The following is a 24823-nucleotide window of genomic DNA, read 5'->3' on the forward strand; positions in this document are numbered from 1 at the left end:
GCATCCGTGGCGCGGAAGCAGCCGGCCGGGGTGCTTACCATGACCCCGTGAGCGAGTCGGCGAGCGCGGGCCGGAGGTGGCTGCGCTGGAGCGTGCTTCCGCGCGTGCTGGCCGGCGCCCCGCCCCAGCTCCTTCTGGTCGTCGGCGTCTTCATCATCACGCTCGCGATCCTGATCGTCGCTCGTCCGCTCACCTCGCTGCTGCTGCTCGGCCTCTACGTCGGCATCAGCGCGATCGTCTCGGGTGTCATCGAGCTCGGGACGCGGCATCCGTCGCCCTCGTGGTGGACCCGCGTCGTATCGGTGCTGTGGATCCTCCTGGGCCTCGCCGTGATCGTGTGGCTCGGCCGCAGCATCGAGCTGCTGCCGGTCGCGCTCGCCATCCTGCTCGTCGTGGGCGGACTGGCGTCGATGGGCGACGCGATCTTCGGCGGCAGGGTCAGCGAGCGCGTGCTCGCCGCCGCGTGGGGGATCGCCCAGATCGGCTTCGGCATCCTCGCGCTCACGTGGCCGGTCGTCACGGTGCTCGTCGTCGCCGTCGTCTTCGGCCTGAGGATGCTGGTCTTCGGCGCGTCGCTCGTGGTCCGGGGTCTGCGCACCCTTCTCCGCCGGCCCGCACGCGGGGAAGGCGCGCAGGCCGCTGCGCCGTCGCGGGCCGCCCGGGCGTGGACGGCAGCGGGACGCTACGCGCTGGCGGTGCTGCTCATCACGGCGACCGTCGCGGGCTGGTGGGTCGACGACTGGCTGGAGCGCGGCGCGCCCGTGGTCGACGCCTTCTACGAGCCGCCGGCCGAGGTGCCGCGCGGGCACGGCGAGCTGATCAGGGTCGACGACTATCCCGGCCGAGCGCCCTCCGGCGGGGAGGTGAAGCGGATCCTCTACACGACGCGGGACGCGATCGGCCGCCCCGCGGTCGCAAGCGCGCTCGTCATCGTGCCGACGGCGTCGAGTACCGGCCCTCGTCGCGTGGTCTCGTGGAACCACGGGACCACCGGCGTCGCTCGCGGCTGCGCCCCGAGCCTCCGCGACGACGCCGCGACGCGGTGGGCCATTCCGGCGCTCGAGGAGGCTCTCGCCCGGAACTGGGTGGTCGTCGCTTCGGACTATGCCGGTCAGGGCGCGCCGGGCGTGTTCCCGTACCTCATCGGAGAGGGGGAGGCGAGGTCGTCGCTCGACGCGGTCCTGGCGGCGGGTTCGATCGACGGCCTCTGGCTCTCGCGCGAGATCGTCGTGTGGGGTCATTCGCAGGGAGGGCACGCCGCCCTGTGGGCCGAGCCGATCGTCGCGGACTACGCGCCCGATCTCCGCGTGCGCGGCACCGCCGTGCTCTCACCCGTGACCGACACGGCGGCGCTGGCCGACGAGCTCACGCGGGGGAACACGAACGCGCTGCTCTCGGTCCTCATCGCGTGGGTGCTCGTCCCTTACGCCGACACCTACCCCGAGATCGAGCTGGACGACTACGTGGCGCCGGGCGCGCGGCTCATCGTGCGGGAGCTCACGCAGCGGTGCCCGTCCGAACCCGGGGCGATCGTCTCGGTCGTCGCGGCCCTGGGCGTGTCGGAGACGACTCCGCTCTACACCGCCGATCTCACCTCGGGAGCCTTCGGCCGCCGCCTGGATCAGAACGCCGCGAACGGGCCGTGGGCGTCGCCCGTGCTCCTGACGTGGGGGACGGACGACGAGGTGATCCCGCCCAGCCTCCAGGAGGCCTTCGTGGAGACGGCGTGCGCGCAGGGGACGAAGCTCCGCTGGGTCGTGATGCAGGGCTACGACCATCTCGGCGTGCTGCTTCCCTCGTCGCGATTCCTGCCTTCGCTGGTGCGCTGGACCGACGCCCGCTTCTCCGGCTCCGACGATCCGGTCGACGATTGCGGCCGGTGACCGCCGCGGGCAGCGGCGGCCGGTGACCGCCGCGGGCGGCGGCGGTCGGTGACCGCCGCGGGTGACGCGGCCGGTGATCCGGTCCGCTCAGATGCGCGCGTAGCGGGCGCGGAAGGCGCAGAACACCGCGTATGCGAGGAAGCCCACGCCGACGAGGCCCGCGAGCCAGGGCCCGATCGGCAGACGCAGGAGGGCCTGCATCGCGCCGTCGAGGCCGCCGGCGGCCTGCGGGTCCACGCGCACGGCCGCGATCACGAGGATGATCCCGACGGCGACGAGGGCGAGCCCCTTCGCGAGGAAGCCCACGACGCCGAGGGCTTTCACGAACGCTCCGAAGGCGCCGTCCGGAAGCTCGACCTTCTTCTCGAAGCTGCGCAGAACCCCCATGACGACGAACGCGACGCCCCCGCCCCCGATCGCCAGACCGATCAGTCCCAGCACGAACGGGCCCCCGGGGATCGAGAGGATGCCGCCGCTGACGTTCTCGGCAGCCCTCTCCCCGCTCGGCCGGACGCCCACGGCGACGGCCGCTGAGAACAGACCGAGCGCGACGAAGACGACCGCCTGGCCCCACTCCGCCAGCCGCCGGCCCCATTTCCCCGCCGCGCCGCGGACGTCGCCGCGGAGGTCGCGGGTGAGCAGGCCCTCCGCAGCGTGCCAGGCGCCGAGGGCGCACAGCGCCACCGCGAGCGCCCACAGCGCCGCGAAGCCGAGCGGCGCGGCGGCGATCGCCTTGAATGCGCCCGCCTGATCGGTCTCGCCGTCGCCGCCGAAGGCGAGGATGAGGACGAGGACCCCGACGAGCGCGTGCACGACGCCGTTCGCCACGTATCCGGCCCGGGCGAGCCATCGCAGCGCGGAGCTCTTCTCGACCTTGCGCGCGGCGTCCTTCGCGCCGGCCTTGACGTCGCTTGGCGTGCCCACCTGACCAGCCTAGGAAAGGGATCGCGCGTGTGCGGAGTCTTGACGCGCGTGCCCGACCGGGTCGCGTCGACCGCCAGCCCGCTCCCAGCCGGTGGAATGAGGCATCCGGTAACGTTATGGGGATGTCGAGGGGAGTGACGCCCTCGGTGAGAGCTGAATAGGGAAGAGGAGAGATCACTGTGGACATCGATCTCGGACTGCTGCGGACCGTCGAGCGGGAGAAGGAGATCCCCTTCGACGAACTCGTGGGCATCATCGAGCAGGCGATTCTGACCGCCTACGCCAAGCACACCTCTCCCACGGGCGAACTGCCGCCCGGCGCCCGCGCTCAGCTCGACCGCAAGACCGGTCACGTCGCGGTCTTCATCCCGCTGCTCGACGACGAGGGCGCGGTCGTCGGCGAGGAGGAGTCGACCCCCGAGGACTTCGGCCGCATCGCCGCCTTCGCCGCGAAGCAGGTGATCAGCCAGCGCCTGCGCGACATCGCCGACGATGCGGTTCTCGGCGAGTTCCGCGGCAAGGAGGGCGACATCGTCGCCGGTGTCGTGCAGCAGGGCCCGAACCCCCGCATGGTGCACGTCGACCTCGGCACGGTCGAGGCCATCCTCCCGCCTGAAGAGCAGGTGCCGGGCGAGGAATACCCGCACGGCTCGCGTCTGCGGGTGTATGTCACCTCGGTCGCGAAGGGGACGAAGGGTCCCTCGATCACCGTGTCGCGCACGCACCCCGGTCTCGTGCGCAAGCTGTTCGCGCTCGAGGTGCCGGAGATCGCCGCAGGACTCGTAGAGATCGTCTCCCTCGCCCGCGAGGCCGGGCACCGCACGAAGATCGCGGTGAAGGCGAACGACCCGACGATCAACGCGAAGGGCGCGTGCATCGGCGAGCTCGGCCGGCGCGTGCGGGCGGTCACGGAGGAGCTGGGCGGCGAGAAGATCGACATCGTGGATTACGACCCGGAGCTGGCGAAGTTCGTCGCGAACGCCCTGTCGCCCGCGAAGGTGTCGTCGAGCTTCGTCCTCGATGCGAACAGCAAGGCGGTCCGCGCGCTCGTGCCCGACTATCAGCTCTCGCTCGCGATCGGCAAGGAAGGTCAGAACGCCCGCCTCGCCGCGAAGCTCACCGGCGCGAAGATCGACATCCAGCCGGACTCGATCCTCGAGGACGCCTGACGCGGGCCGGCCGGCGTGTGCCGGCTCGGGCTTCACCGGTGCGGGAGGGAGGTCCGGGGGAGGATTCCCCGGGTGTAGAATGATTCCTGTACGAACGTGCGTCGGATGCCGCACGCGTGCTTCCCGCTCCGCCCTTCTCAGGGTGGTCGCCATCGATTCCGTTCTCGTCGTCGACGAGCGCGCGATCCTGCCGGGGAGGGGCGCGTGGGTGCACGAGACCCGCGAATGCATGGATGCCGCACTCCGGCGCCGCGCTTTCGTACGGGCACTCCGTGTGTCAGGCCCGCTTGACACGCAGACCATCGAGAAACGGCTGAACGGCTATGGAAACAAAGTGAACGGCTCGAAATGAGACCCGTCCGCGACTAATGGTCTGCCCTGTCTGGGCAGGCCCCAGACAGGAGAATTTGTGGCTGCCAAACCACGCGTGCACGAGATCGCTTCCGAACTCGGCGTCGACAGCAAGGTCGCTCTGGCCAAGCTGAAGGAACTCGGGGAGTTCGTCAAGAGCCCCTCGTCCACCATCGAGCCCCCCGTGGCTCGCAAGCTCCGCGCTGCCCTCGAGGCGGAGGGGGCTGCCAAGCCCGCCGCTGCCCCCGCGCAGTCGCCGGCTTCTTCCGCGCGTCCCGCCGGCCGTCCCGGCCCGGTGCGCCCCCCGGCTCCCGCCGCGCCCGCGGCATCCGCTCCCTCGGCCCCCGCGCGCCCCGCGGCGGCGCCGTCCTCCGCGGCGCCGGCGCCGGCGCCCGCGTCCGCGGCGCCCACCCCCGCTCCCGCCCCCAAGCCGGCTGAGCCGGTCGCACCGGCGGCCAAGGCGGCCCCCGCCGCGCCCGCGCCCGCTGCTCCCGCAGCCAAGCCCGGTGGCCCCAAGCCCGGCCCCGCCGCCACGCCGCAGCCGCCGCGTCCCGGCGGCGCCCCGCGTCCGGGCAACAACCCGTTCGCGTCCAGCCAGGGGATGGGTCAGCGCCCCGGCGGTCCGCGCCCCGGCAACAACCCGTTCGCGTCGAGCCAGGGCATGGGCCAGCGGCCGACGCCCGGCAACATCCCGCGCCCGCAGGCGCCGCGTCCCGGGGCCCCGCGTCCCGGGGCCCCGCGTCCGGGCGGCGCGGGTCGTCCCGGTGGCGGCGGACGTCCCGGCGCGCCGTTCCAGCAGCGTCCCGGCGGCCCCGGTCGTCCCGGCGGTGCCGGCGGCGGCTTCCAGCGTCCCGGTGCTCCCGGCGGCGCCCCCGGCGGCGGCTTCGCCGGTCGGCCCGGTGGGGGCGGCGGTCGCGGCCGTGGTCCGGGCGGTGGCACCGCGGGTGCCTTCGGCAAGGGCGGCGGCAAGTCGAAGCAGCGCAAGTCGCGTCGCGCGAAGCGGCAGGAGTTCGAGATGCGGTCGGCGCCCGTCGTCGGCGGCGTCAACGTCCAGAAGGGCAACGGCGAGATCATCCGCCTGCGCCGCGGCGCGTCGATCGCCGACTTCGCCGACAAGCTCGAGGCCCTGAACGGCTACACCGTCCAGCCCGGAACGCTCGTCACGATCCTGTTCAACCTCGGAGAGATGGCCACGGCGACCGAGTCGCTGGATGAGGCCACCTTCGAGGTGCTCGGCGCCGAGCTCGGCTACAAGATCCAGATGGTCTCGCCCGAGGACGAGGACAAGGAGCTCCTCGAGGGCTTCGGTCTCGACCTCGAGGCCGAGCTCGAGGCGGAGAACGAGGAGGACCTCGAGATCCGGCCCCCGGTCGTCACCGTCATGGGTCACGTCGACCACGGTAAGACGCGCCTCCTCGACGCCATCCGCCAGACCAATGTGGTCGCGGGCGAGGCGGGCGGCATCACGCAGCACATCGGTGCGTACCAGGTCTGGACCGAGCACGACGGCATCGAGCGCGCGATCACCTTCATCGACACCCCGGGTCACGAGGCGTTCACCGCCATGCGTGCCCGTGGTGCGCAGGTGACCGACATCGCGATCCTCGTGGTCGCGGCCGACGACGGCATCATGCCGCAGACGGTCGAGGCGCTCAACCACGCCCAGGCGGCGAACGTGCCGATCGTGGTCGCGGTCAACAAGGTCGACAAGCCGGACGCCAACCCCGCCAAGGTGCGTCAGCAGCTCACCGAGTACGGGCTGGTCGCCGAGGAGTACGGCGGCGACGTGCTGTTCGTGGACGTCTCGGCGCGCCAGGGGACCGGCATCCAGGAGCTCCTCGACGCCGTCCTGCTGACGGCCGACGCGGGCCTGGATCTCACCGCGAACCCGAACAAGGACGCCCGCGGTGTCGCGATCGAGGCGAAGCTCGACAAGGGCCGCGGTTCCGTCGCGACGGTGCTCATCCAGTCGGGGACGCTGCGTGTCGGTGACGCGATCGTCGCGGGCACCGCGTACGGTCGCGTCCGCGCCATGATCGACGAGAACGGCGACGCGGTCGAAGAGGCCTACCCGTCGCGTCCCGTCCAGGTGCAGGGGCTCAACTCGGTCCCGCGCGCCGGTGACACGTTCATCGTGACGGAGGAGGACCGCACCGCGCGCCAGATCGCCGAGAAGCGCGAGGCCGCCGAGCGCAACGCCCAGCTGGCCAAGGCCCGCAAGCGCATCTCGCTCGAGGACTTCACGCGCGCTCTCGAAGAGGGCAAGGTCGAGTCGCTCAACCTCATCATCAAGGGCGACGTGTCGGGTGCCGTCGAGGCGCTCGAGGAGTCGCTGCTCAAGATCGAGGTCGACGAGTCGGTGCAGCTGCGGATCATCCACCGCGGCGTCGGCGCGATCACCGAGTCCGACATCAACCTCGCCACGATCGACAACGCGATCGTCATCGGGTTCAACGTCCGTCCCGACACGAAGGCGCGCGAGCGGGCCGCCCGCGAGGGCGTGGACGTCCGGTTCTACTCGGTCATCTACAACGCGATCGACGATGTCGAGCAGTCGCTCAAGGGTCTGCTCAAGCCCGAGTACGAAGAGGTCCAGTCCGGCGTCGCCGAGATCCGCGAGGTGTTCCGCTCGTCGAAGTTCGGCAACATCGCCGGTGTCATCGTCCGCTCCGGCACGATCACGCGCAACGCGAAGGCGCGCGTCATCCGCGACGGCGTCGTCATCGCCGATGGCCTGGCCATCGAGTCGCTGCGTCGCTTCAAGGACGACGTCACCGAGGTCCGCACGGACTTCGAAGCCGGTATCGGGCTCGGCAAGTACAACGACATCCAGGTCGGCGACGAGATCGAGACCACCGAACTGGTCGAGAAGCCGCGAGGCTGACAACAGTTCCGGTCGTTGAGCGAGCGAAGCGAGACGGAACGCGCCGTGCGAACGCGACGCGTTTCGTCTCGTCGCTCCGCTCCTCGTCCAACGTCCGGGGAAAAGGAACACTCATGGCAAGCGAACGTCAAGCCCGCCTCGGCGACCGCATCCGCGTCATCCTCGCGGAGCGCCTCGAGCGGGGTCTTCGCGACCCGCGACTGGGCTTCGTGACGATCACCGACGTCCGCGTCACGGGCGACCTGCAGCACGCCTCGGTCTTCTACACCGTGCTCGGGTCGGAGGAGGAGCGCAACGCCTCCGCGGAGGCGCTCAAGTCGGCCACCGGGATGCTGCGCTCCGAGGTCGGCAAGCACCTCAACGTGCGACTCACCCCGACCCTGGAGTTCATCCCGGACGCGATCCCGGAGAACGCGGGGCACATCGAGGATCTCCTTCGCGAGGCGCGCGAGCGCGACGCCGCCGTGGCGGGGATCGCCGCCTCGGCGAGCTATGCCGGCGAGCCGGACCCCTACGTCAAGCCGCGCGAGGACGACGACGAGGACTGACCCCCGGCGCCGGCGTCAGCGGGGGAGTCGCAGGAAACCGCCGGATGCCTCGGCGAGGCCGTCGGCGAGAAGCGAGTCGATCGCGCGGTCGCGCTGCCGCGGGTCCGGCCAGTGCGGCACGACGTCGTCGAGCGGCACCGCGTAGGACGCGGCATCCCGGAGCACTCTGAGCACCGCGCCGCGCGCCTGGCGATCGCTGCCCTCGTAGCGCGCCTGCCGGCGGCGCTCGTCGCCGGTGTCGGGGAAGCCCGCAAGGCGCCACGCGCACCGCTCGGCGAGGGGACAGATCCCGCACCGCGGCGACCGCGCGATGCACACGGTCGCGCCGAGCTCCATCGCGGCCGCGTTCACGACGGCCGCGTCCCCGTCGTCGGCGGGAAGCACCGCGTCCATCGCCGCGAGGTCGCGGCGGGCCGGGGGACCCGGCTGCGACCTGCCCGCCACCGCCCGCGCCAGCACACGGCGCGTGTTCGTGTCGACGACGGGATGCCTCTGGCCGTAGGCGAAGACCGACACGGCGCGCGCGGTGTAGTCGCCGATGCCCGGAAGAGCCAGGAGCGCCTCGACGTCGCTCGGGACGACGCCTCCGTGCCGATCTCGGATCTCGACCGCCGCGCGGTGCAGCCACAGCGCCCGGCGGGGGTAGCCGAGGTTGGCCCACTGCCTCACGGCCTCGGCCGGGGCATCCGCGGCCAGCGCCGTGGGAGTCGGCCACCGTCGCAGCCACGCTTCGAGGTGGGGGATGACGCGGTCGACCGGGGTCTGCTGGAGCATGAACTCGCTCACGAGCACGCCCCACGCGCCGAATCCGGGCCTCCGCCAGGGCAGGTCCCGGGCGTGCTCGCCGTACCACGCGATAAGCGGCATCGCGAGATCGGGCATGCCGATCAGCCTAGGTCGCGCCGCCGCGTGCGCGCTCGCATGGCCGTCCGTCGGTCCGGCATCCGGAGCGGATGCACGCCGCCTGCGGCATCCGTCCGGCGTCTGTCGTCGCCGTAGGCTGGGAGCATGCGCCTGCCGACCACCCCCGCCACGACGCTCTGGCGGGAACTGCGCGACGAGGTGCGTCAGCACTACCGCGCCGGTCGTGTGATCGTCGCCGTCGACGGGATCGACGGAGCGGGGAAGACGACCTTCGCCGACGGCCTCGCGGCCGTCTTCGCCGAGGACGGATCGGCGGTGTTCCGGGCGAGCATCGACGACTTCCACCGTCCGCGCGCCGAGCGCTACGCGCGCGGCCGCACCTCGCCCGAAGGGTTCTACCGCGACTCCTACGACTACGCGACATTCCGCCGCGTGCTGATCGACCCCTTCCGAGAGGGGCGCCAGACAGCGGCGACGACGGGGTTCCAGCTCGCCGCCTTCGACCTCGCCCGCGATACGCCGCTGGAGTCGGCCTGGGTCACGGCTCCGCGCGATGCCGTGCTGCTCGTCGACGGCATCTTCCTCCATCGGCCGGAGCTGCGGGGCCTGTGGGACTGGTCGGTCTGGCTCGACGTCCCCATCGATGTCGCGTACCGGCGCGTGGCGGAACGCGACGGAACCGATCCGGACTTCCTCGCCCCGTCCAACGCGCGCTACCGCGAGGGCCAGGACCTCTACCAGCGCGACGCCGCGCCGCGCGCCGCGGCTTCCGCGATCGTCGACAACACCGACCTCGAGCACCCCACGCGGGTGTACCGGGACTTCTGCTGATGCCGGGCGACGCGCCGGCCCCCGGCATCCTCCTCGTCGACAAGCCCGGAGGGATGACGAGCCACGACGTCGTCGCGCGCGCCCGTCGCGCCCTCGGCACCCGCAAGGTCGGTCATGCCGGCACACTCGACCCGATGGCCACGGGCCTGCTCGTCCTCGGCATCGAAGGGGCGACGCGCCTGCTGACCTTCATCGTCGGGCTCGACAAGACCTACGAGGCGACGATCCGGCTCGGCGTGGCCACCGACTCCGACGACGCCGACGGGACGGTGACGGCGGCGACGGATGCCTCGTCCCTGTCCTCGGAGGCGATCCGCGCTGCCGTCGAGCCGCTGCGCGGCGCCATCTCACAGGTGCCGAGCCGTGTGTCCGCGATCAAGGTCGGCGGGAAGCGCGCGTACGCCCTCGCCCGCGAGGGAGTCGACGTGGAGCTCGCGCCTCGCGAGGTCGTCATCCACCGCTTCGACGTGCGTGCCGAGCGGCGGGAAGGCGAGGTCGTCGATCTCGACGTCGTCGTCGACTGCTCGAGCGGCACCTACATCCGCTCCCTCGCACGCGACCTCGGCTCGGCACTCGGCGTCGGGGGTCATCTGACGGCGCTGCGCCGCACCCGCGTCGGTCCGTTCGACGTCGAGGGCGCCGCGACCCTGGAAGCGCTCGACGGCCTTCCTCTGCTTACTCCCGCCGCGGCGGCGGAAGCCGTGCTCGGCCGGTTCGAGGTGAGCGCCGAGGAGGCGCGGGACCTCCGCCACGGCAAGCGACTCGGCGAAGCGGCGTCGCGGCTGAGCGCGCCGCGCGCGGCGGCCATCGATCCCGACGGCGCCCTCGTCGGGATCGTCGAGCGGCGGGGGACGGACGTGAAGAGCGCCATGAACATGCCCGAGGAGCAGAGCCGATGATCCTGTGGTTCACCTACCTCGAGGTCGCCGTCGCTGTGGTCGCGGGGATCTTCTGCTTCGTGCTGGGGCTCATCGGCCGCCGGCCGAGCGACTGGAGCGTCGGGTCGCTCGCCCTGGTCGAGCTTCTGCTCCTCGTGCAGGTCGTGATCGCGATCGTCTCGCCCCTCGCGGGCAATCCGCCGACAGGTTCGCTGCTGGAGTTCTGGGTCTACCTCGTCTCGGCCGTGCTCCTCCCGCCGCTCGCGGTCGGCTGGGCGCTGATCGAGCGCAGCCGGTGGAGCACCGTGATCATGGGGGTCGCGGCGCTCGCGATCGCGGTCATGGTGTGGCGGATGCAGGTCATCTGGACCGTGCAGATCGCCTGACGTTCAGCGCTTGACGAGGTAGGCGGAGTGCACCCAGCCGGTCCTGCCCGCGTACGTCACCTGGCGCCAGTCGCCGCTCGTGGCGAGGATGGGTCCGACGTTCGCCCCCTGAGGGATGATGAGGATCGTGGTGGCGGTGGTGGACGGTGCTGCTCTCAGCCGAAGCGGCGCCGTCGTGACGTACGTCGCCGGCGGCTGCGGTTTCGTGGGAGAGACGTAGGCAGCCGAGACCCAGCCGGACTCCGTGCCGACGCGAACGGGGATGAAGCTCCCCGAGATCGTTCCGGGCACGTGGCTCATCGCCGTCCCCTGCGCGAGCACGCGGATGATCGGGGAGGTGGTCGACGGTCCGGTGCGGAAGTTGAGGGCGACGACGGCGTAGTAGGTGCAGGTCGCCGGCGTGGGCGCGGCGGTCACGGCGATGGCCGACGCGTACAGGTCCACCCCGCGCGGCTGAAGGAAGGAGGCGGCGTTCTGCGCCTCGGACCCGGTCGAGGCGGCTTTCCACAGCTCGAGGTGGAGGTGATTGCCGGAGGAGACGCCGCTGCTTCCGACCTCGCTGATGCGCTGTCCGGCCGCGACGCTCTGGCCGACGCTCACGTGCGTCGTCGCCGACCAGATGTGCATGTACACCGATGTGTACTGCACTCCGTCGATGAGATGGCGCACCGAGATGTAGCCGGCTTGCGAGCTCGTGCCGCTCACCGTGGCCGTCACGACTCCCGCCGCGATGCTGTGGATCGGCGTGCGTCCGGGCGCGGCGAGGTCGACCCCGTAGTGGTAGGTCGATCCGCCCTGCACCGGGATGCAGCGGGGCCCGAAATGCGAGGACAGGTAGTAGGTCTTCGCGGCGATGGGAAGCACGAAGCTCGTCGCCGGGGCGGGGTCCGACGTGGCGAGCGTCGTCTGGGTCTGGGCCCGGGTGTGGGCCTCGGTCGGCGTCTGGGTCTGGGTCGCGGACGCAGGCGTCGCGGTCAGGCTCGCGAGTGCGAGGAGAGCGGCGACGAGTGCGCCGAGCAGCGGGGTTCGGATCGATCGCATGGCGGTCCGTTCGTGACGAGGGGCGGACAGGATGGGTGCGGTCGGGTTCCGTTGCTCAGCATGCTGGCACTGAATCGCGCGGGAGTCTACGGGCCTCCGTGACGCGGTCCCCCGCGCTGCCCGCGTCGCGCCAGCGGGGACGCCGGGCCCGGTCGGGCGGGCCCGGAATAGAATCGACGGCGATGTCTTCCCCCACCACGCGCTCCCGTCGCATGACGGGCATCGGCCGTGTCCTCGTGATCGTCTACGCCATCATGGCGCTCGCCGCGACCGGCCGCTCCTTCGTGCAGATCGTCGAGAGGTTCGACGAGGCGCCCCTGGCCTACGCGCTCTCGGCCGCCTCGGCGATCGTCTACATCGTCGCGACCCTCGCGCTCATCTTCGCCGGCAGCCGGGCCTGGTACGTCGTCGCCTGGATCGCGATCGGCTTCGAGCTCCTCGGCGTGCTGGTCATCGGCACGCTGAGCCTCGTGCTGCCCGAGCTGTTCCAGCATCCGACCGTGTGGTCGCTCTACGGCTACGGCTACCTCTTCATCCCGCTCGTCCTGCCGTTCTTCGGCATCTGGTGGCTGATCACCCACCCGCCGGTCGGTGACGCGAGGAAGACGGATGCCGAGGCCTCCGCGGTGACGCGATGATCGTCTTCCGCGACCCCGCCGAGGTGCCGGCGGGCTTCGGCCCGTCTGTCATCGCCATCGGCAAGTTCGACGGCGTGCACGCCGGTCACCGCGCGGTGCTCGAGCGCGCGAAGGTCGACGCCGCCAGCGGCGGGGCGCAGGTCGTCGCGGTGACGTTCGACCGCAATCCGCTGAGCCTGCTCCGCCCGGAGGTGTGCCCGGAGGACCTGATCGGCGTGACGCAGAAGGTGCACCTGCTGGCCGACACGGGCATAGATGCCACGCTCGTGCTGCGGTTCGACGAGGCGCTCGCCGCGCTGTCGCCCCGCGACTTCGTCGAGCGCGTGCTCGTGAACGCCCTGGGCGCGCGCACGGTGCTGGTCGGGCGGGACTTCCGCTTCGGGCGGGGCGGCGCCGGAAACCCCGGTGTGCTCCGCGAGCTGGGTGACGAGCTGGGCTTCCGGGTCGACGTCGTCGACGATGTGCGGTCGCTGGACAGCGACCGGCGCGTGTCGTCGACGTGGATCCGCGAACTGCTCTCGGCGGGAGACGTCGAAACCGCCGCGAAGCTCCTCGGCCGGCCGCACGCGGTGTGGGGCGAGGTGGTGCACGGTGCCAAGCGCGGGCGCGAGCTCGGCTATCCGACGGCGAACCTCGCCGCGGATCTCGAGGGCTTCATCCCGGCCGACGGCGTCTACGCGGGCTGGCTCGTCGACGAGGGCCCCGGCGGCCCTCGGCGATCGACGCGCTACCCGGCGGCGATCAGCGTCGGATCCAACCCGACGTTCGACGACGTGACGGCTCGCCAGGTCGAGGCGTACGTGCTCGATGAGACCGACCTCGACCTCTACGGCCGGCGCGTCGAGGTGCAGTTCACCGCCCGCGTCCGGAGCATGGTCGCCTTTCAGGGGGCGGACGCGCTCATCGAGCAGATGGGCGACGACGTGACCCGCGTGCGGGCGCTGCTGTCCTGACCGCCGCCCCCGGAGGCCCGTAGACCGGGCGGGAGGGCGGCCATACGATCGATCCGTGGATGCCGCAGCCCTCCCATCCGCCGCGGGCCGGACGGCGAGCCCCGCGCCCACCCCCGCGCCCACCCCCGAAGCGCTGCCCGACGCAGAGAATGAGAGAACCATGAGCCGCACCGAGCTGCAGACCCTCCCGCAGCGCGCCGTCGAACTGCTCGGCGGAGAACCAGACGACACGACGCTGCGCCGCTACCTGCACGGCCTGCCCGGCGTCGACGCCGTCGGCCTCGAGCAGCGCGCGGCGGGCCTGGGGACGCGCTCGATCAAGACGACCTCGAAGGCCTGGGCGCTCGACAAGATCATCGAGCTCATCGATCTCACGACGCTCGAGGGCGCGGACACACCCGGCAAGGTGCGCTCCCTCGTGGCGAAGGCGCTGAATCCGGATGCCTCCGACCCCTCCTGTCCGCGCGTCGCCGCCGTCTGCGTCTACGGCGACATGGTGCCTGCGGCCGTCGAGGCGCTCGGCGCCGCGCACGGCGATCCCGACGAGGGGGGAGTGAGCGTCGCCGCCGTCGCGACGGCCTTCCCCAGCGGCCGCGCGTCGCTGGACATCAAGCTCGCCGACACGGCAGCAGCGGTGGCCGACGGCGCGGACGAGATCGACATGGTGATCGACCGAGGAGCCTTCCTCGCCGGGCGCTACGGTCTCGTCTTCGACCAGATCGCGCGGGTGAAGCAGGCCTGCCGCCGCGAGGACGGCACGTACGCCTCGCTCAAGGTCATCCTCGAGACGGGGGAGCTCAACACCTACGACAACGTCAAGCGCGCGTCGTGGCTGTCGATCCTCGCGGGCGGCGACTTCATCAAGACCTCCACCGGCAAGGTGCAGCCCGCGGCCACCCTGCCGACGACGCTCCTCATGCTCGAAGTCGTGCGGGACTGGCACCGCGCGACCGGCGAGAAGATCGGGGTGAAGCCCGCCGGCGGCATCCGCACCTCCAAAGACGCGATCAAGTACCTCGTGACGGTCGCCGAGACCGTGGGCGAGGAGTGGCTGCAGCCGCACCTGTTCCGGTACGGGGCATCCAGCCTTCTCAATGACGTGCTCCTGCAGCGCCAGAAGATTCGAAGCGGCCACTACTCGGGCGCCGACTACGTGACCATCGACTGAGGACCGACATGACATTCCTGGAATACGCCCCCGCACCGGAGTCCCGCAGCATCCTGAAGCTGCGCGACGAGTACGGCCTGTTCATCGACGGCGACTTCCGCCCGGGCACGGGGGAGCCCTTCGCCACCATCTCGCCCGCCGACGAGCAGCAGATCGCGACGATCGCCGCTGCGAGCGGAGAGGATGTCGATGCCGCCGTCGCCGCCGCGCGCAGGGCGTACGACAAGACGTGGTCGCGGATGAGCGGCCGGGACCGCGGCAAGTACCTCTTCCGGATCGCCCGCCTGGTGCAGGAGCGTGCGCGCGAGCTCGCCGTCGCCGAGAGCCTCGACAACGGCAAGCCGATCAAGGAGAGCCGCGACGTCGACGTGCCGCTGGTCGCCGCGTGGTTCTTCTACTACGCCGGCTGGGCGGACAAGCTCGGCTACGCCGGGCTCGGCGCCGACCCGAAGCCGCTCGGGGTCGCCGGCCAGGTGATTCCGTGGAACTTCCCGCTGCTGATGCTCGCGTGGAAGGTCGCCCCGGCGCTCGCCGCGGGGAACACCGTGGTGCTGAAGCCCGCTGAGACGACGCCGCTCTCGGCGCTCATCTTCGCCGAGATCCTGCAGCAGGCCGACCTTCCCCCCGGTGTGGTGAACATCGTGACGGGCGCGGGTGCGACGGGCGCCGCCGTGGTGCGGCATCCCGACGTCGACAAGGTGGCGTTCACGGGCTCGACCGCCGTCGGACGCGAGATCGCGAAAGCCGTCGCCGGCACCGACAAGAAGCTGACGCTCGAGCTCGGCGGCAAGGCGGCCAACATCGTCTTCGAGGACGCGCCGATCGACCAGGCCGTCGAGGGGATCGTCAACGGCATCTTCTTCAACCAGGGTCATGTGTGCTGCGCCGGCAGCCGCCTGCTCGTCCAGGAGTCCATCCACGACGAGGTCGTCGACCGTCTCAAGACCCGCCTGTCGACGCTGCGCCTCGGCGACCCGCTCGACAAGAACACCGACATCGGGGCGATCAACTCCCGCGAGCAGCTCGACCGCATCCGGGAGCTCAGCCGCATCGGCGAGGAGGAGGGCGCGGAGCGCTGGAGCGCCGACTGCGTCATCCCCGACAGCGGCTTCTGGTTCGCGCCGACGATCTTCACGAACGTGCAGGCCTCGCACCGCATCGCCCGAGACGAGATCTTCGGTCCCGTCCTGTCGGTGCTCACCTTCCGCACGCCGGGCGAGGCGATCGAGAAGGCGAACAACACGCCGTACGGCCTGTCGGCCGGCATCTGGTCGGACAAGGGGTCGCGCATCCTCGCGGTGGCCGATCGCCTCCGAGCCGGCGTCGTGTGGGCCAACACGTTCAACCGCTTCGACCCCACGTCGCCGTTCGGCGGCTACAAGGAGTCGGGCTACGGGCGCGAGGGCGGCCGCCACGGCCTCCTCGCCTATCTGAAGGGAGGCCGTGCGTGAGCAACCGCCTGACCGTTCCCAAGACCTACAAGCTCTACATCGGCGGCGCGTTCCCGCGCAGCGAGTCGGGGCGCACCTACGAGGTCGCCGCGCGCACGGGCGGGTTCCTCGCCAACGCGGCGCTCGCTTCCCGGAAGGACGCGCGCGATGCCGTCGGCGCGGCGCGCGGCGCCGTGAAGGGCTGGTCGAGCGCGACCGCCTACAACCGCGGGCAGGTGCTGTACCGCGTCGCCGAGATCCTCGAGGGCCGCCGCGCCCAGTTCGCCGACGAGATCGTCGCCCAGACCGGAGCGTCGCGGGCTGCGGCCGAGACCGAGGTCGACGAGTCGATCGACCGATGGGTCTGGTACGCGGGCTGGTGCGACAAGTTCGCGCAGGTCGCCGGCAACGGCAACCCGGTCGCCGGTCCCTACTTCAACATCTCGGTGCCGGAGCCGACGGGCGTCGTCGGCATCATCGCGCCACAGGACACGGCTCTCGTCGGCATCGTCTCTGCGATCGCGCCCGCGCTCGTCGCGGGCAACTCCGTCGTCGCCGTGGCCTCCCAGCGGTACCCGCTCTCGGCGATCAGCCTCGCCGAGGTGCTGGCGACCTCGGACGTCCCCGCCGGCGTCGTGAACATCCTCACCGGATCGCCGGCCGAGCTCGCGCCGTGGCTCGCCTCGCACCCCGATGTGCACGGATTGGACCTCGTGGGCGCGGGCGACCTCGACTGGATCGACCTGCAGGTCGCGGCGGCCGAGACGCTCACGCGTGTGCTTCCTCCCGAGCAGGGGACGGATGCCGCGGCCCCGAGCATGGCGCGCATCGCGGCGTTCACCGAGACCAAGACGGTGTGGCACACGAAGTCGCTGGTCTGACGCGGTCACTGATGCCGTGGGGCAGGGCGCGAGCCCTCGATCCGCGCGTCCCCGCACGGCTCGCCGTGCAGTGTGGATCGATCGCGAGGAGTAAAATCGCAGCCGACCGTCGGAGTGGGCCGCGGTCGGAGGAGGCGTGACGATGCCGACCCGGAAGTGGCAGGTCTTCGTGCTCCCGATGGTCGTGCTGGGCCTGCTGACCGCGTGCGCAGCGGAGCCCGCCGACTCGTCGCCGTCTGCGGCGACACCGTCCGCGACCCGGACGGCGATCGCCTCGCCCTCCGCCACGGCTTCGCCCTCCGCGACGGCCACGGCCGGCATCGCGCTTCCCGGCGCCTGCGAGGAGATCTACTCGGCCGAGATGCTGGCGTCGCTGCAGGCGACCGTGCCACCCCTCAACGACCCCGACGTCACGATGCTCTCGACGCAGAACGTCGACCTTCTCGAGCAGCTCGACTCCGGCATCCCGACTCTCCGGTGCACGTGGGGCGGGCCGAGCGAATACGGCATGGCCACCGTCGTGTCGGTCATCGATCCCGCTGACGGCGAGGCGATCCTCTCCAGCCTCGGAGCGGCCGGCTTCGCGTGTGGCGACCATGCCCAGGGGACGATGTGCCGGATCGAGCAGCGCACCGTCGACTACGACGATCAGGAGATGGTCTCCGGCGAGACGCACTACGTGCGAGGCAACGGCTGGGTGTCCACGTCGTGGCTGAACGTCGCGCCGGAAGGGTACACGGAAGACATCGTCGCGACGCTGTGGGGCTGATGGGCCCTCGACGCGCTAGACTGGGCGGCGGGGATCCCGACCCCCACGCCGCGGCTCGCTGAAGCGAGTCCCAGTGGCGGGGGGCCGAGGCATCCCGTCCCGCGTCCGTGACGGCGCACGCGCCGCCCGCGGGAGCTGTGCAGACCCCGCCGGTCCTCCGACCGGTCTTCGCCGGAGCATCCGGCACCCTACGCTCAGGAGGAGCATGCCGCCTACGGCATCCGCCGCTTCGACCTCGACGCGGCGCAGGAAGGCCTCGCCGTCGCGCCGCGACGACGAGGCGCCCATCATCCCGATCCTCGCCCGCAAGGTGCGCGAGGTCGAGGCGAAGGCCCAGCGGGGCAAGCTCGGCCCGACCAATCGCGTCAAGTTCCAGGTGATCGCCTTCCTCGTCCGGGAGGAGCGCGCTCGCGTGAAGGCCGACACGGCCATCGCCGACGGCACCCGCGCCGAGCTGCTCAAGCGTCTCGACGGCGTCGCCACGATCCTCGCCAAGACCGCGGCGCGTGACACGAGCCTCATCCAGCTGCTCGAGGTCGACCAGGCCACATCGCCGGTCGCCCGCCGCATGCGCCGCGACTGGCTGCTCGAGTCCGGTGCCGAGCTCCCGCCCGACGAGCTCATCATCACGGACACCGTTCCCGCGGCGGCGCCCGTCGTTCCCGCGGCGCTGGCCGAGCGGCAGGTGGTGCCGATGCAGGTGCTCGCGCGGCGGGAGGCCAATCCGTTCCTCGCGCCCGACCTCACCCTTCGCCTGCCCAAGGAGACGCCGCGCCGGCGCCTCGACGGCTGGGAGCTCATGGGCCCCCTCTACAAGGCGTTCGAGACGGGCGCCGGCGGCGGCTCCGCCACGATGCCGCTCCCCGAGATCCCCGAGTTCGACCGGCTGTCGCCGAAGGGCCTCGAGATCATGCCGCACCAGTCGCGGTTCCTCGAGGCGGTCCGCGACGGACACCGCACGTTCCTCCTGGCCGATGAGCCGGGCCTCGGCAAGACGGCGGAGTCGGTGCTCGCAGCATCCGTCGCGGGTGCCTACCCGCTGCTCGCGGTCGTTCCCAACGTCGTCAAGATGAACTGGGCGCGCGAGGTCGAGAGGTGGACGCCGCAGCGTCGCGCGACCGTCATCCACGGCGACGGCGAGAACATCGACGCCTTCGCCGACGTCTTCATCGTCAACTACGAGATCCTCGACCGGCATCTGTCGTGGCTCTCCACGATCGGCCTGAAGGGCATGGTCGTCGACGAGGCGCACTTCATCAAGAACCTCACGTCCCAGCGCTCCCAGAACGTGCTCGCGCTGGGAAGCCGCATCCGGGAGCAGGTGCGCAACCCGCTCCTGCTGGCCCTCACCGGAACGCCGCTCATCAACGACGTCGAGGATTTCGACGCGATCTGGCGCTTTCTCGGCTGGACGAACGGCGAGAAGCCGGGTCCCGCGCTGATGGAGAAGCTCGACGAGACGGGGCTCACTCCCGCCGACAAGGCCTTCTACCCGCAAGCGCGCGACGCGGTCATCTCGATGGGCATCGTGCGGCGCAAGAAGAAGGACGTCGCGGCGGACCTTCCCGACAAGCTCATCGCCGACCTCCCGGTCGAGCTCGACGACGAATTCGGCCGGTCGATCCGCCAGGCGGAGCGTGAGCTCGGCGAGCGCCTCGCGGCCAAGTACCGCCGCATCATCGAGGCCCGTGGGGATCGCGGGCACGGCCCCGGCCACATCGACGACGACATCGTGCGGCTCGTCTCGCACAACGAGCTGGAGGAGTCGAAGGCGGCCGGAACGGGTGCCGAGAACGTCTTCACGATGGTCCGCAAGATCGGCCAGGCGAAGGCTCAGCTCGCGGCGGACTACGCGGTGCAGCTCCAGCGCTCGGTCGACAAGGTCGTGTTCTTCGCCAAGCACATCGACGTCATGGACCAGGCCGAGGCGCACTTCGCCGCGGCGGGTCTGAAGACCGTGTCGCTCCGCGGCGACCAGACGACGGCGGCGCGTCAGCAGGCGATCGACGCCTTCAACAACGACCCCGGAGTCGGCATCGCCGTCTGCTCGCTCACCGCGGCGGGGGTGGGCGTGAACATGCAGGCGTCGTCGAACGTCGTGCTCGCCGAGCTGTCGTGGACCGCTGCCGAGCAGACCCAGGCCATCGACCGCGTTCACCGGATCGGCCAGGACGAGCCGGTGACGGCGTGGCGCATCATCGCCGCGCACACGATCGACACGAAGATCGCCGAGCTCATCGACTCGAAGCAGGGGCTGGCCGCCCGCGCGCTCGACGGCGAGGCCGTCGACCCGCAGTCGAGCGACTCCGTGCAGCTCTCGGCGCTCATGCACCTGCTGCGTCAGGCGCTCGGCGCCGACTGACGCCCGCCCTCGATCGAAGGGGCTTGCACGGCGATGGATGCCTCGGCAAGCCCCTTCGTCGCGCGCGGGCCGCGCTCTATCGTCCGGAAGGAAGGAGAGGAGCCGGTCATGAGCGATCCGAGCAACCTGGAGCGGGAGGCCGTGCCGTTCGGCGCGATCCGCGACGAGAACGATGCCCCGCTGGACGAGGACATGGACGAGAACGCCGTCGACAGCGCCGACGCCGACGAGCGGGCCGCGCGCGAGGGCACGAAGGGCGACGAGCAGAACCCCGTGTGAGCGGTGATCCCGGGGGCCTCCGAGTGCGGGGCCCGCGGGCGATGAGCGGTGCCGCTCCGGCGGTGCCGGCGCCTGAGCGTGCGCCTCGGGTCGTGTGGCAGGGCCGCGGCATCCGACGATAGTGTCGGATGCGGCAACGGCGCCGATTCGTCACCCGACTTAAGGACCTCACATGAAGATCGGCATCCTCACGAGCGGCGGCGACTGCCCGGGGCTCAACGCGGTCATCCGCGGCGTCGTGCTGAAGGGGACGACCACGTACGACCTGGAGTTCGTCGGCATCCGCGACGGGTGGCGCGGAGTCGTCGACGGCGACTTCTTCCCCCTCACCCGCCACGAGGTCAAGGGACTGTCCAAGGTCGGCGGCACGATCCTCGGCACCTCGAGGACGAACCCGTACGAGGGTCCGCGCGGCGGCGCCGAGAACATCTCCAAGACGCTCTACGGACACCGCCTCGACGGGATCATCGCGATCGGCGGCGAGGGCACGCTCGCGGCGGCGGAGCGCCTCTCGAAGGACGGCATCAACGTCCTGGGCGTCCCCAAGACGATCGACAACGACCTGCGGGCCACCGACTACTCGTTCGGGTTCGACACCGCCGTGAACATCGCGACCGACGCGATGGACCGCCTCCGCACGACCGGCGACTCGCACCAGCGCTGCATGGTCGCCGAGGTGATGGGGCGCCACGTCGGCTGGATAGCCCTGCACGCCGGGATCGCCGCGGGTGCGCATGTCATCTGCATCCCCGAAGTGCCTCTGTCGATCGACGAGATCACCGCCCAGGTGACGAAGGCGCACGATCGGGGCCGAGCACCGCTCGTCGTCGTGTCGGAGGGCTTCACGCTCACCGGCATGGAGGAGGCCTACAGCGACAAGGGACTCGACGCCTTCAACCGCCCCCGCCTCGGCGGCATCAGCGAGGTGCTCGCGCCCGAGATCGAGCGCCGCACGGGCATCGAGACGCGCGCCACCGTGCTGGGTCACATCCAGCGCGGCGGATCGCCGTCCGGCTTCGACCGCGTCCTCGCGACCCGCCTCGGCCTGCACGCCGCCGACGCCGTGATCGACGGCGCCTGGGGACAGATGGTGGCCCTCCGCGGCACCGACATCGTCCGCGTGCCGTTCGCCGACGCGCTCGGCGAGCTCAACACCGTGCCCCAGTACCGCTACGACGAGGCCGCGGCCCTCTTCGGCTGATCCGCGGGGCTCGCGTCGCTTCGCACCGCGACAGGCGATCCGACGAGGACAGGCGGCATCGGCGGCGGAGCGCCTGTTCTCGGCCGATCGCCTGTTCACGCCGCGCGCCTCCGGAGGTGCAGGCCCTGCGACATCGCCGTGATGACGGTGTCTACGACGGCCTGCGGCCGGTAGAGCGTCTGGAAGTAGTCGAAGCGAAGGACTGTGAACCCGAGGAGCTGAAGGCGTGCGTCGGCCTCGAGGTCACGCCGACGATCGCGCGGACTGCTGTGATGAGCGAACCCGTCGAGCTGGACGACGAGGAATCGCCCGATGAGCCCGTCGACGCGATGCCCGTCGATCCAGGCCTGCTGCTGCACCTCCACACCTGCGGTGCGCATCGCATCCACGAAGCGGGTCTCGACGCCCGAGTCCGACAGATCGCCGGCCACCCTCGCCAGCTTCGCGGCTCGGGAGCTCCGCCACTGCACGGCCTCCAGCATCCCGGCATCCACCAGCCGCTTCCGCATCGCCGACTCCCAGACGGCGAGCGCGTCCGGCTCGTCGAGACAGCGCGCCGTGTGGAACAGCACGTTGAGCACGGGATCGACGGTCGAGAGCGGTCCGACCGGAGCGGGCCCCCGAGCGGTGTGGATGCGAAGTCCCCCGGAGTTCAGCCGTGACGCCGTGCGGGCGACGGCGACGTGCACGAGGTCGTGGTCGGGTGTCCACAGCCCGAGTGCCGACGCCGCCGACACGCAGGTGAGCCGTCCGCTGACGGATGCCGCGGCACGCAGCCGCTCATCGCATCCGGGCGTCACGAGCCACGACCGGCGCACCCGTTCGAGCAGCCCGCCCGCGACCGCGGCGGCGATGTGATGCCGCGAGTGACCGGATCGCACGGCCTCGGTCGTATGGGCCACGCCTCCCCGCGCCTCGATCCAGGTCACGAGGGCGGCATGCTGTGGCATCCACCGATCGTGACGCCCTCCACGGGGGTCCACCCGCGATCGCGGCCATTCGTGGACACATCGGCGGAGTCCCTGCCTGGGGAGGGGACCAGAGCGCCAGCAGCGCTGCTCGGCAGCAGGCGATCAGCTGAGGGCAGGCTGCTCGGCTCCACGTCGGCCTGCGTCGGGCCGATCGCCTGTGTTCGACAGACGCCGCGACCGGACATGCCGGTGTCGACGGAATGGATGCCGGGTCAGGCGTCCGCGACGCCGAGGACGTCCAGCAGCCACGCGAGCTCGAACGCGCGCTCCCGCCACGCGTTGTACCGGCCCGACACGCCGCCGTGGCCGGCCACCATCTCGCACTTGAGCAGCGCGTCGGCGCCCACCTCGCGCAGGCGCGCGACCCACTTCGCCGGCTCGACGTAGAGAACTCGCGTGTCGTTGAGCGACGTCACGGCCAGGATCCGCGGGTAGGCGACGTCGGGACGCACGTTCTCGTACGGCGAGTACGACTTCATGTACGCGTACACGTCGGCGTCGTGCAGGGGGTCGCCCCACTCGTCCCACTCGATGACGGTGAGCGGCAGCGAAGGGTCGAGGATCGTCGTCAGCGCGTCCACGAAGGGGACGTCGGCGAGGATGCCGGCGAAGAGCTCGGGCGCGAGGTTCGCGACGGCGCCCATCAGCAGGCCGCCCGCCGAGCCGCCCTCGGCGACGAGCTGCGCCGGGGTCGTGTATCCGTTGTCGACGAGATGCCGGGCGCAGTCCACGAAGTCCGTGAAGGTGTTGCGCTTGCGGAGGAGCTTGCCGTCCTCGTACCACTGCCGGCCCATCTCGCCGCCGCCCCGGACATGCGCGACGGCGAAGACGACCCCCCGGTCGAGCGCCGACAGTCTCGGCACCGACAGGCCCGGCTCGATCGAGTGCTCGTACGACCCGTAGCCGTAGAGGTGCACGGGCCGCGGGCTCGAGCCGACGTCGCCGAACGAGCGCTTCCACACCAGCGAGATCGGGATGCCGGTGCCGTCCTGCGCCGTCGCCCAGACGCGCTCCTGCGCATAGTCGGCGGGATCGTAGCCGCCGAGCACAGGCTGGCGCTTGCGCAGCAGCAGCTCGCCCGTCGCGATGTCGTAGTCGTACACGGTGCTCGGCGTCGTGAACGAGCCGTAGCCGATCCGCAGCAGCGGAGGAGCCCACTCCGGATTGCCGCCGCTGCCGACGCTGTACAGGGGCTCGTCGAACTCGAGCTCGCGGACGGCGGCCGAGCCGTAGTCGAGCAGACCGAGGCGGGGGAGGCCGCCCCGCCGGTACGCGACGACGCCCCAGTCCCGGAAGGTCGACATGCCGAGGAGCCGCCGGCCCGGCTCGTGAGCGACGACCACCTGACGGGATCCGGAGGGATCGGATGCCGCGACCCGCACGAGCTCGAAGTCCAGGGCTCCGTCGTTGTGGACGACGTAGAGGACGTCCTCGCCGTCGACCACGGCGTGGTGCGACTCGTACTCGACGCCCTCGCGGCGCGGCCACACGACGCGCGGCTCGGCGCGCAGGTCGTCGGCATCCAGCAGCCACTCCTCGGACGTGATCGACGACCCGAGCCCGATGACGAGGTACCGGTCGCTGCGGGTGAAGCCGGCGCCCACCCAGTACCGCTCGTCGGGCTCGTGGAACAGCCGGGTGTCGCCCGAGACCGGCGTGCCGAGCTCATGCAGCCAGACGGTGTCGGGTCGCCAGGCGTCGTCGACCGTCGAATAGACGATGAAGCGCCCGTCGGGCGAGAACCCTGCTCCGGCGAAGGTCCCCTCGATGACGTCGGGGAGATCCTGCCCCGTCGCGAGATCGCGCACCCGCACCGTGTAGCGCTCATCGCCCTCGTGGTCGACGCCCCACAGCATGAGCCGGCCGTCGCGGGTGACCTCGAAGCTTCCGAGGGAGAAGAACTCGTGGCCCTCCGCCTCGACGTTGCCGTCGAGGAGGATCTGCTCGCCCGGGACTTCGGTGTCGGGCGAGAGCTCGGGCGGCGTCCAATCGTCCGCGGAGGCGAGCGGAGCGCGGCACTGGATGCCGTACTGCTTGCCCTCGATCGTGCGGCCGTAGTACCACCACTCGCCGTGGCGGCTGGGAACCGACAGGTCGGTCTCGAGGGTCCGGCCCTTGATCTCGTCGAAGATGCGGTCGCGCAGCCCCGCGAGGTGCGCGGTGCGCGCCTCGGTGTAGGCATTCTCGGCCTCGAGGTGGGCGATGACGGCCGCGTCGTCCTTCGCGCGGAACCATTCGTACGGGTCGTCGAAGGCATCGCCGTGGTAGGTCCGCGACACGGGATTGCGTGCCGCGACGGGGGGAGTCGGGGGGACGAGGGATGCCGCGCCGGGCGTGTCCTGAACAGTCACCGTCCCACGCTAACGGAGGCCGGTTCACAGGGGCCCGGACAGGGTTATCCGATCTCGGGTG

The 24823-nt window shown here is 71.3% G+C and carries 22 protein-coding genes; 17 read left to right on the forward strand and 5 right to left on the reverse strand.

The features are described 5' to 3' along the window. The first annotated feature begins 47 nt into the window (after positions 1 to 47). Entirely contained in the window at positions 48 to 1883 is a 1836-nt protein-coding gene (locus EV279_RS14855) for a lipase family protein (protein ID WP_133545345.1), read from the forward strand. A gap of 87 nt (positions 1884 to 1970) precedes the next feature. On the opposite strand, the gene EV279_RS14860 is transcribed toward EV279_RS14855, so the two are convergent. Continuing rightward, positions 1971 to 2807, reverse strand: a complete 837-nt coding sequence (locus EV279_RS14860) for a DUF1206 domain-containing protein (protein WP_133545347.1) — start codon at positions 2805 to 2807, stop codon at positions 1971 to 1973. Positions 2808 to 2986: 179 nt separating this feature from the next. Between EV279_RS14860 and nusA the strand changes: the two genes are divergently transcribed. From nusA to rbfA, 4 genes are all read left to right on the forward strand, one after another. Next, complete coding sequence (nusA, locus tag EV279_RS14865; RefSeq protein ID WP_133545349.1) at positions 2987 to 3976, forward strand: transcription termination factor NusA; 990 nt, start codon at positions 2987 to 2989, stop codon at positions 3974 to 3976. Positions 3977 to 4055: 79 nt separating this feature from the next. After that, positions 4056 to 4328 carry a YlxR family protein gene (locus EV279_RS14870; protein WP_133545351.1) on the forward strand — a complete coding sequence of 91 codons (273 nt, stop codon included), beginning with the start codon at positions 4056 to 4058 and terminating at the stop codon, positions 4326 to 4328. Positions 4329 to 4385: 57 nt separating this feature from the next. Then, on the forward strand, positions 4386 to 7211 hold the full coding sequence (infB, locus tag EV279_RS14875; RefSeq protein WP_243728636.1) for a translation initiation factor IF-2: 2826 nt from the start codon (positions 4386 to 4388) through the stop codon (positions 7209 to 7211). 113 nt (positions 7212 to 7324) lie between these two features. Then, positions 7325 to 7759 carry a 30S ribosome-binding factor RbfA gene (rbfA, locus tag EV279_RS14880; RefSeq protein ID WP_133545353.1) on the forward strand — a complete coding sequence of 145 codons (435 nt, stop codon included), beginning with the start codon at positions 7325 to 7327 and terminating at the stop codon, positions 7757 to 7759. A 15-nt stretch (positions 7760 to 7774) separates the two neighbouring features. Here the strand turns inward: rbfA and EV279_RS14885 are convergent, their stop codons facing one another. Next, the gene (locus tag EV279_RS14885; protein ID WP_133545355.1) at positions 7775 to 8641 is read right to left on the reverse strand and encodes an A/G-specific adenine glycosylase; all 867 of its coding nucleotides are present in this window, start codon (positions 8639 to 8641) and stop codon (positions 7775 to 7777) included. Positions 8642 to 8767: 126 nt separating this feature from the next. Between EV279_RS14885 and EV279_RS14890 the strand changes: the two genes are divergently transcribed. From EV279_RS14890 to EV279_RS14900, 3 genes are read left to right on the forward strand one after another with little or no spacing between them, the layout of a single operon-like run. Further along, positions 8768 to 9454, forward strand: coding sequence for a uridine kinase (locus EV279_RS14890; protein ID WP_133545357.1), 687 nt, complete (start codon positions 8768 to 8770; stop codon positions 9452 to 9454). Beyond that, on the forward strand, positions 9454 to 10353 hold the full coding sequence (gene truB / locus EV279_RS14895) for a tRNA pseudouridine(55) synthase TruB (protein ID WP_133545359.1): 900 nt from the start codon (positions 9454 to 9456) through the stop codon (positions 10351 to 10353). The genes EV279_RS14890 and truB overlap by 1 nt, the downstream gene beginning before the upstream one ends. After that, positions 10350 to 10718 (forward strand): hypothetical protein, encoded by a 369-nt coding sequence (locus tag EV279_RS14900; RefSeq protein WP_133545361.1) that lies wholly within the window; start codon positions 10350 to 10352, stop codon positions 10716 to 10718. Before truB ends, EV279_RS14900 begins: the two co-directional genes overlap by 4 nt. Before the next feature lie 3 nt (positions 10719 to 10721). Here the strand turns inward: EV279_RS14900 and EV279_RS14905 are convergent, their stop codons facing one another. Then, complete coding sequence (locus EV279_RS14905; protein WP_133545363.1) at positions 10722 to 11759, reverse strand: peptidoglycan DD-metalloendopeptidase family protein; 1038 nt, start codon at positions 11757 to 11759, stop codon at positions 10722 to 10724. Between the two features lie 182 nt (positions 11760 to 11941). Here EV279_RS14905 and EV279_RS14910 point away from each other — a divergent pair, with 182 nt between their 5' ends. The 9 genes from EV279_RS14910 (at position 11942) to EV279_RS14945 (ending at position 21440) form a co-directional block, all read left to right on the forward strand. Next, positions 11942 to 12397 carry a hypothetical protein gene (locus tag EV279_RS14910; RefSeq protein WP_133545366.1) on the forward strand — a complete coding sequence of 152 codons (456 nt, stop codon included), beginning with the start codon at positions 11942 to 11944 and terminating at the stop codon, positions 12395 to 12397. Beyond that, entirely contained in the window at positions 12394 to 13350 is a 957-nt protein-coding gene (locus EV279_RS14915; RefSeq protein ID WP_133545368.1) for a bifunctional riboflavin kinase/FAD synthetase, read from the forward strand. Before EV279_RS14910 ends, EV279_RS14915 begins: the two co-directional genes overlap by 4 nt. Positions 13351 to 13510: 160 nt before the next feature. Then, positions 13511 to 14518: a deoxyribose-phosphate aldolase gene (deoC, locus tag EV279_RS14920; protein WP_133545370.1), complete on the forward strand. Its 1008-nt coding sequence runs from the start codon at positions 13511 to 13513 to the stop codon at positions 14516 to 14518. A gap of 8 nt (positions 14519 to 14526) precedes the next feature. After that, positions 14527 to 15969, forward strand: coding sequence for an aldehyde dehydrogenase family protein (locus EV279_RS14925; RefSeq protein ID WP_133545372.1), 1443 nt, complete (start codon positions 14527 to 14529; stop codon positions 15967 to 15969). Further along, positions 15966 to 16829: an aldehyde dehydrogenase family protein gene (locus EV279_RS14930; RefSeq protein ID WP_133545374.1), complete on the forward strand. Its 864-nt coding sequence runs from the start codon at positions 15966 to 15968 to the stop codon at positions 16827 to 16829. Before EV279_RS14925 ends, EV279_RS14930 begins: the two co-directional genes overlap by 4 nt. A 142-nt stretch (positions 16830 to 16971) precedes the next feature. Next, positions 16972 to 17598: a hypothetical protein gene (locus EV279_RS14935; protein ID WP_133545376.1), complete on the forward strand. Its 627-nt coding sequence runs from the start codon at positions 16972 to 16974 to the stop codon at positions 17596 to 17598. Positions 17599 to 17803: 205 nt separating this feature from the next. Beyond that, the gene (locus tag EV279_RS14940) at positions 17804 to 19960 is read left to right on the forward strand and encodes a DEAD/DEAH box helicase (protein ID WP_133545378.1); all 2157 of its coding nucleotides are present in this window, start codon (positions 17804 to 17806) and stop codon (positions 19958 to 19960) included. A 108-nt stretch (positions 19961 to 20068) separates the two neighbouring features. Next, on the forward strand, positions 20069 to 20239 hold the full coding sequence (locus EV279_RS16880; RefSeq protein WP_166644542.1) for a hypothetical protein: 171 nt from the start codon (positions 20069 to 20071) through the stop codon (positions 20237 to 20239). Positions 20240 to 20411: 172 nt separating this feature from the next. After that, positions 20412 to 21440 (forward strand): 6-phosphofructokinase, encoded by a 1029-nt coding sequence (locus EV279_RS14945; RefSeq protein ID WP_133545380.1) that lies wholly within the window; start codon positions 20412 to 20414, stop codon positions 21438 to 21440. Positions 21441 to 21535: 95 nt separating this feature from the next. Here EV279_RS14945 and EV279_RS14950 read toward each other — a convergent pair whose 3' ends face one another. Together EV279_RS14950 and EV279_RS14955 are read right to left on the reverse strand one after the other, a co-directional pair. Next, positions 21536 to 22390: a DUF559 domain-containing protein gene (locus tag EV279_RS14950; protein WP_133545382.1), complete on the reverse strand. Its 855-nt coding sequence runs from the start codon at positions 22388 to 22390 to the stop codon at positions 21536 to 21538. Positions 22391 to 22623: 233 nt separating this feature from the next. Further along, a complete protein-coding gene (locus tag EV279_RS14955; protein ID WP_133545384.1) occupies positions 22624 to 24762 on the reverse strand; it encodes a S9 family peptidase in 2139 nt (712 codons plus the stop codon). Positions 24763 to 24823 lie beyond the last annotated feature (61 nt).

The organism is Microbacterium sp. BK668 (assembly GCF_004362195.1).
Lineage (GTDB): Bacteria > Actinomycetota > Actinomycetes > Actinomycetales > Microbacteriaceae > Microbacterium.

Excerpts from the sequence above, each read along its gene's own strand:
- EV279_RS14870 (WP_133545351.1), top strand. The coding sequence starts at position 4,056 with ATGATTCCTGTACGAACGTGCGTCGGATGCCGCACGCGTGCTTCCCGC.
- rbfA (WP_133545353.1), top strand. The coding sequence starts at position 7,325 with ATGGCAAGCGAACGTCAAGCCCGCCTCGGCGACCGCATCCGCGTCATC.
- EV279_RS14885 (WP_133545355.1), bottom strand. The coding sequence starts at position 8,641 with ATGCCCGATCTCGCGATGCCGCTTATCGCGTGGTACGGCGAGCACGCC.
- EV279_RS14890 (WP_133545357.1), top strand. The coding sequence starts at position 8,768 with ATGCGCCTGCCGACCACCCCCGCCACGACGCTCTGGCGGGAACTGCGC.
- truB (WP_133545359.1), top strand. The coding sequence starts at position 9,454 with ATGCCGGGCGACGCGCCGGCCCCCGGCATCCTCCTCGTCGACAAGCCC.
- EV279_RS14900 (WP_133545361.1), top strand. The coding sequence starts at position 10,350 with ATGATCCTGTGGTTCACCTACCTCGAGGTCGCCGTCGCTGTGGTCGCG.
- EV279_RS14905 (WP_133545363.1), bottom strand. The coding sequence starts at position 11,759 with ATGCGATCGATCCGAACCCCGCTGCTCGGCGCACTCGTCGCCGCTCTC.
- EV279_RS14910 (WP_133545366.1), top strand. The coding sequence starts at position 11,942 with ATGTCTTCCCCCACCACGCGCTCCCGTCGCATGACGGGCATCGGCCGT.
- EV279_RS14915 (WP_133545368.1), top strand. The coding sequence starts at position 12,394 with ATGATCGTCTTCCGCGACCCCGCCGAGGTGCCGGCGGGCTTCGGCCCG.
- deoC (WP_133545370.1), top strand. The coding sequence starts at position 13,511 with ATGAGCCGCACCGAGCTGCAGACCCTCCCGCAGCGCGCCGTCGAACTG.
- EV279_RS14925 (WP_133545372.1), top strand. The coding sequence starts at position 14,527 with ATGACATTCCTGGAATACGCCCCCGCACCGGAGTCCCGCAGCATCCTG.
- EV279_RS14935 (WP_133545376.1), top strand. The coding sequence starts at position 16,972 with ATGCCGACCCGGAAGTGGCAGGTCTTCGTGCTCCCGATGGTCGTGCTG.
- EV279_RS14940 (WP_133545378.1), top strand. The coding sequence starts at position 17,804 with ATGCCGCCTACGGCATCCGCCGCTTCGACCTCGACGCGGCGCAGGAAG.
- EV279_RS16880 (WP_166644542.1), top strand. The coding sequence starts at position 20,069 with ATGAGCGATCCGAGCAACCTGGAGCGGGAGGCCGTGCCGTTCGGCGCG.
- EV279_RS14945 (WP_133545380.1), top strand. The coding sequence starts at position 20,412 with ATGAAGATCGGCATCCTCACGAGCGGCGGCGACTGCCCGGGGCTCAAC.
- EV279_RS14950 (WP_133545382.1), bottom strand. The coding sequence starts at position 22,390 with ATGCCACAGCATGCCGCCCTCGTGACCTGGATCGAGGCGCGGGGAGGC.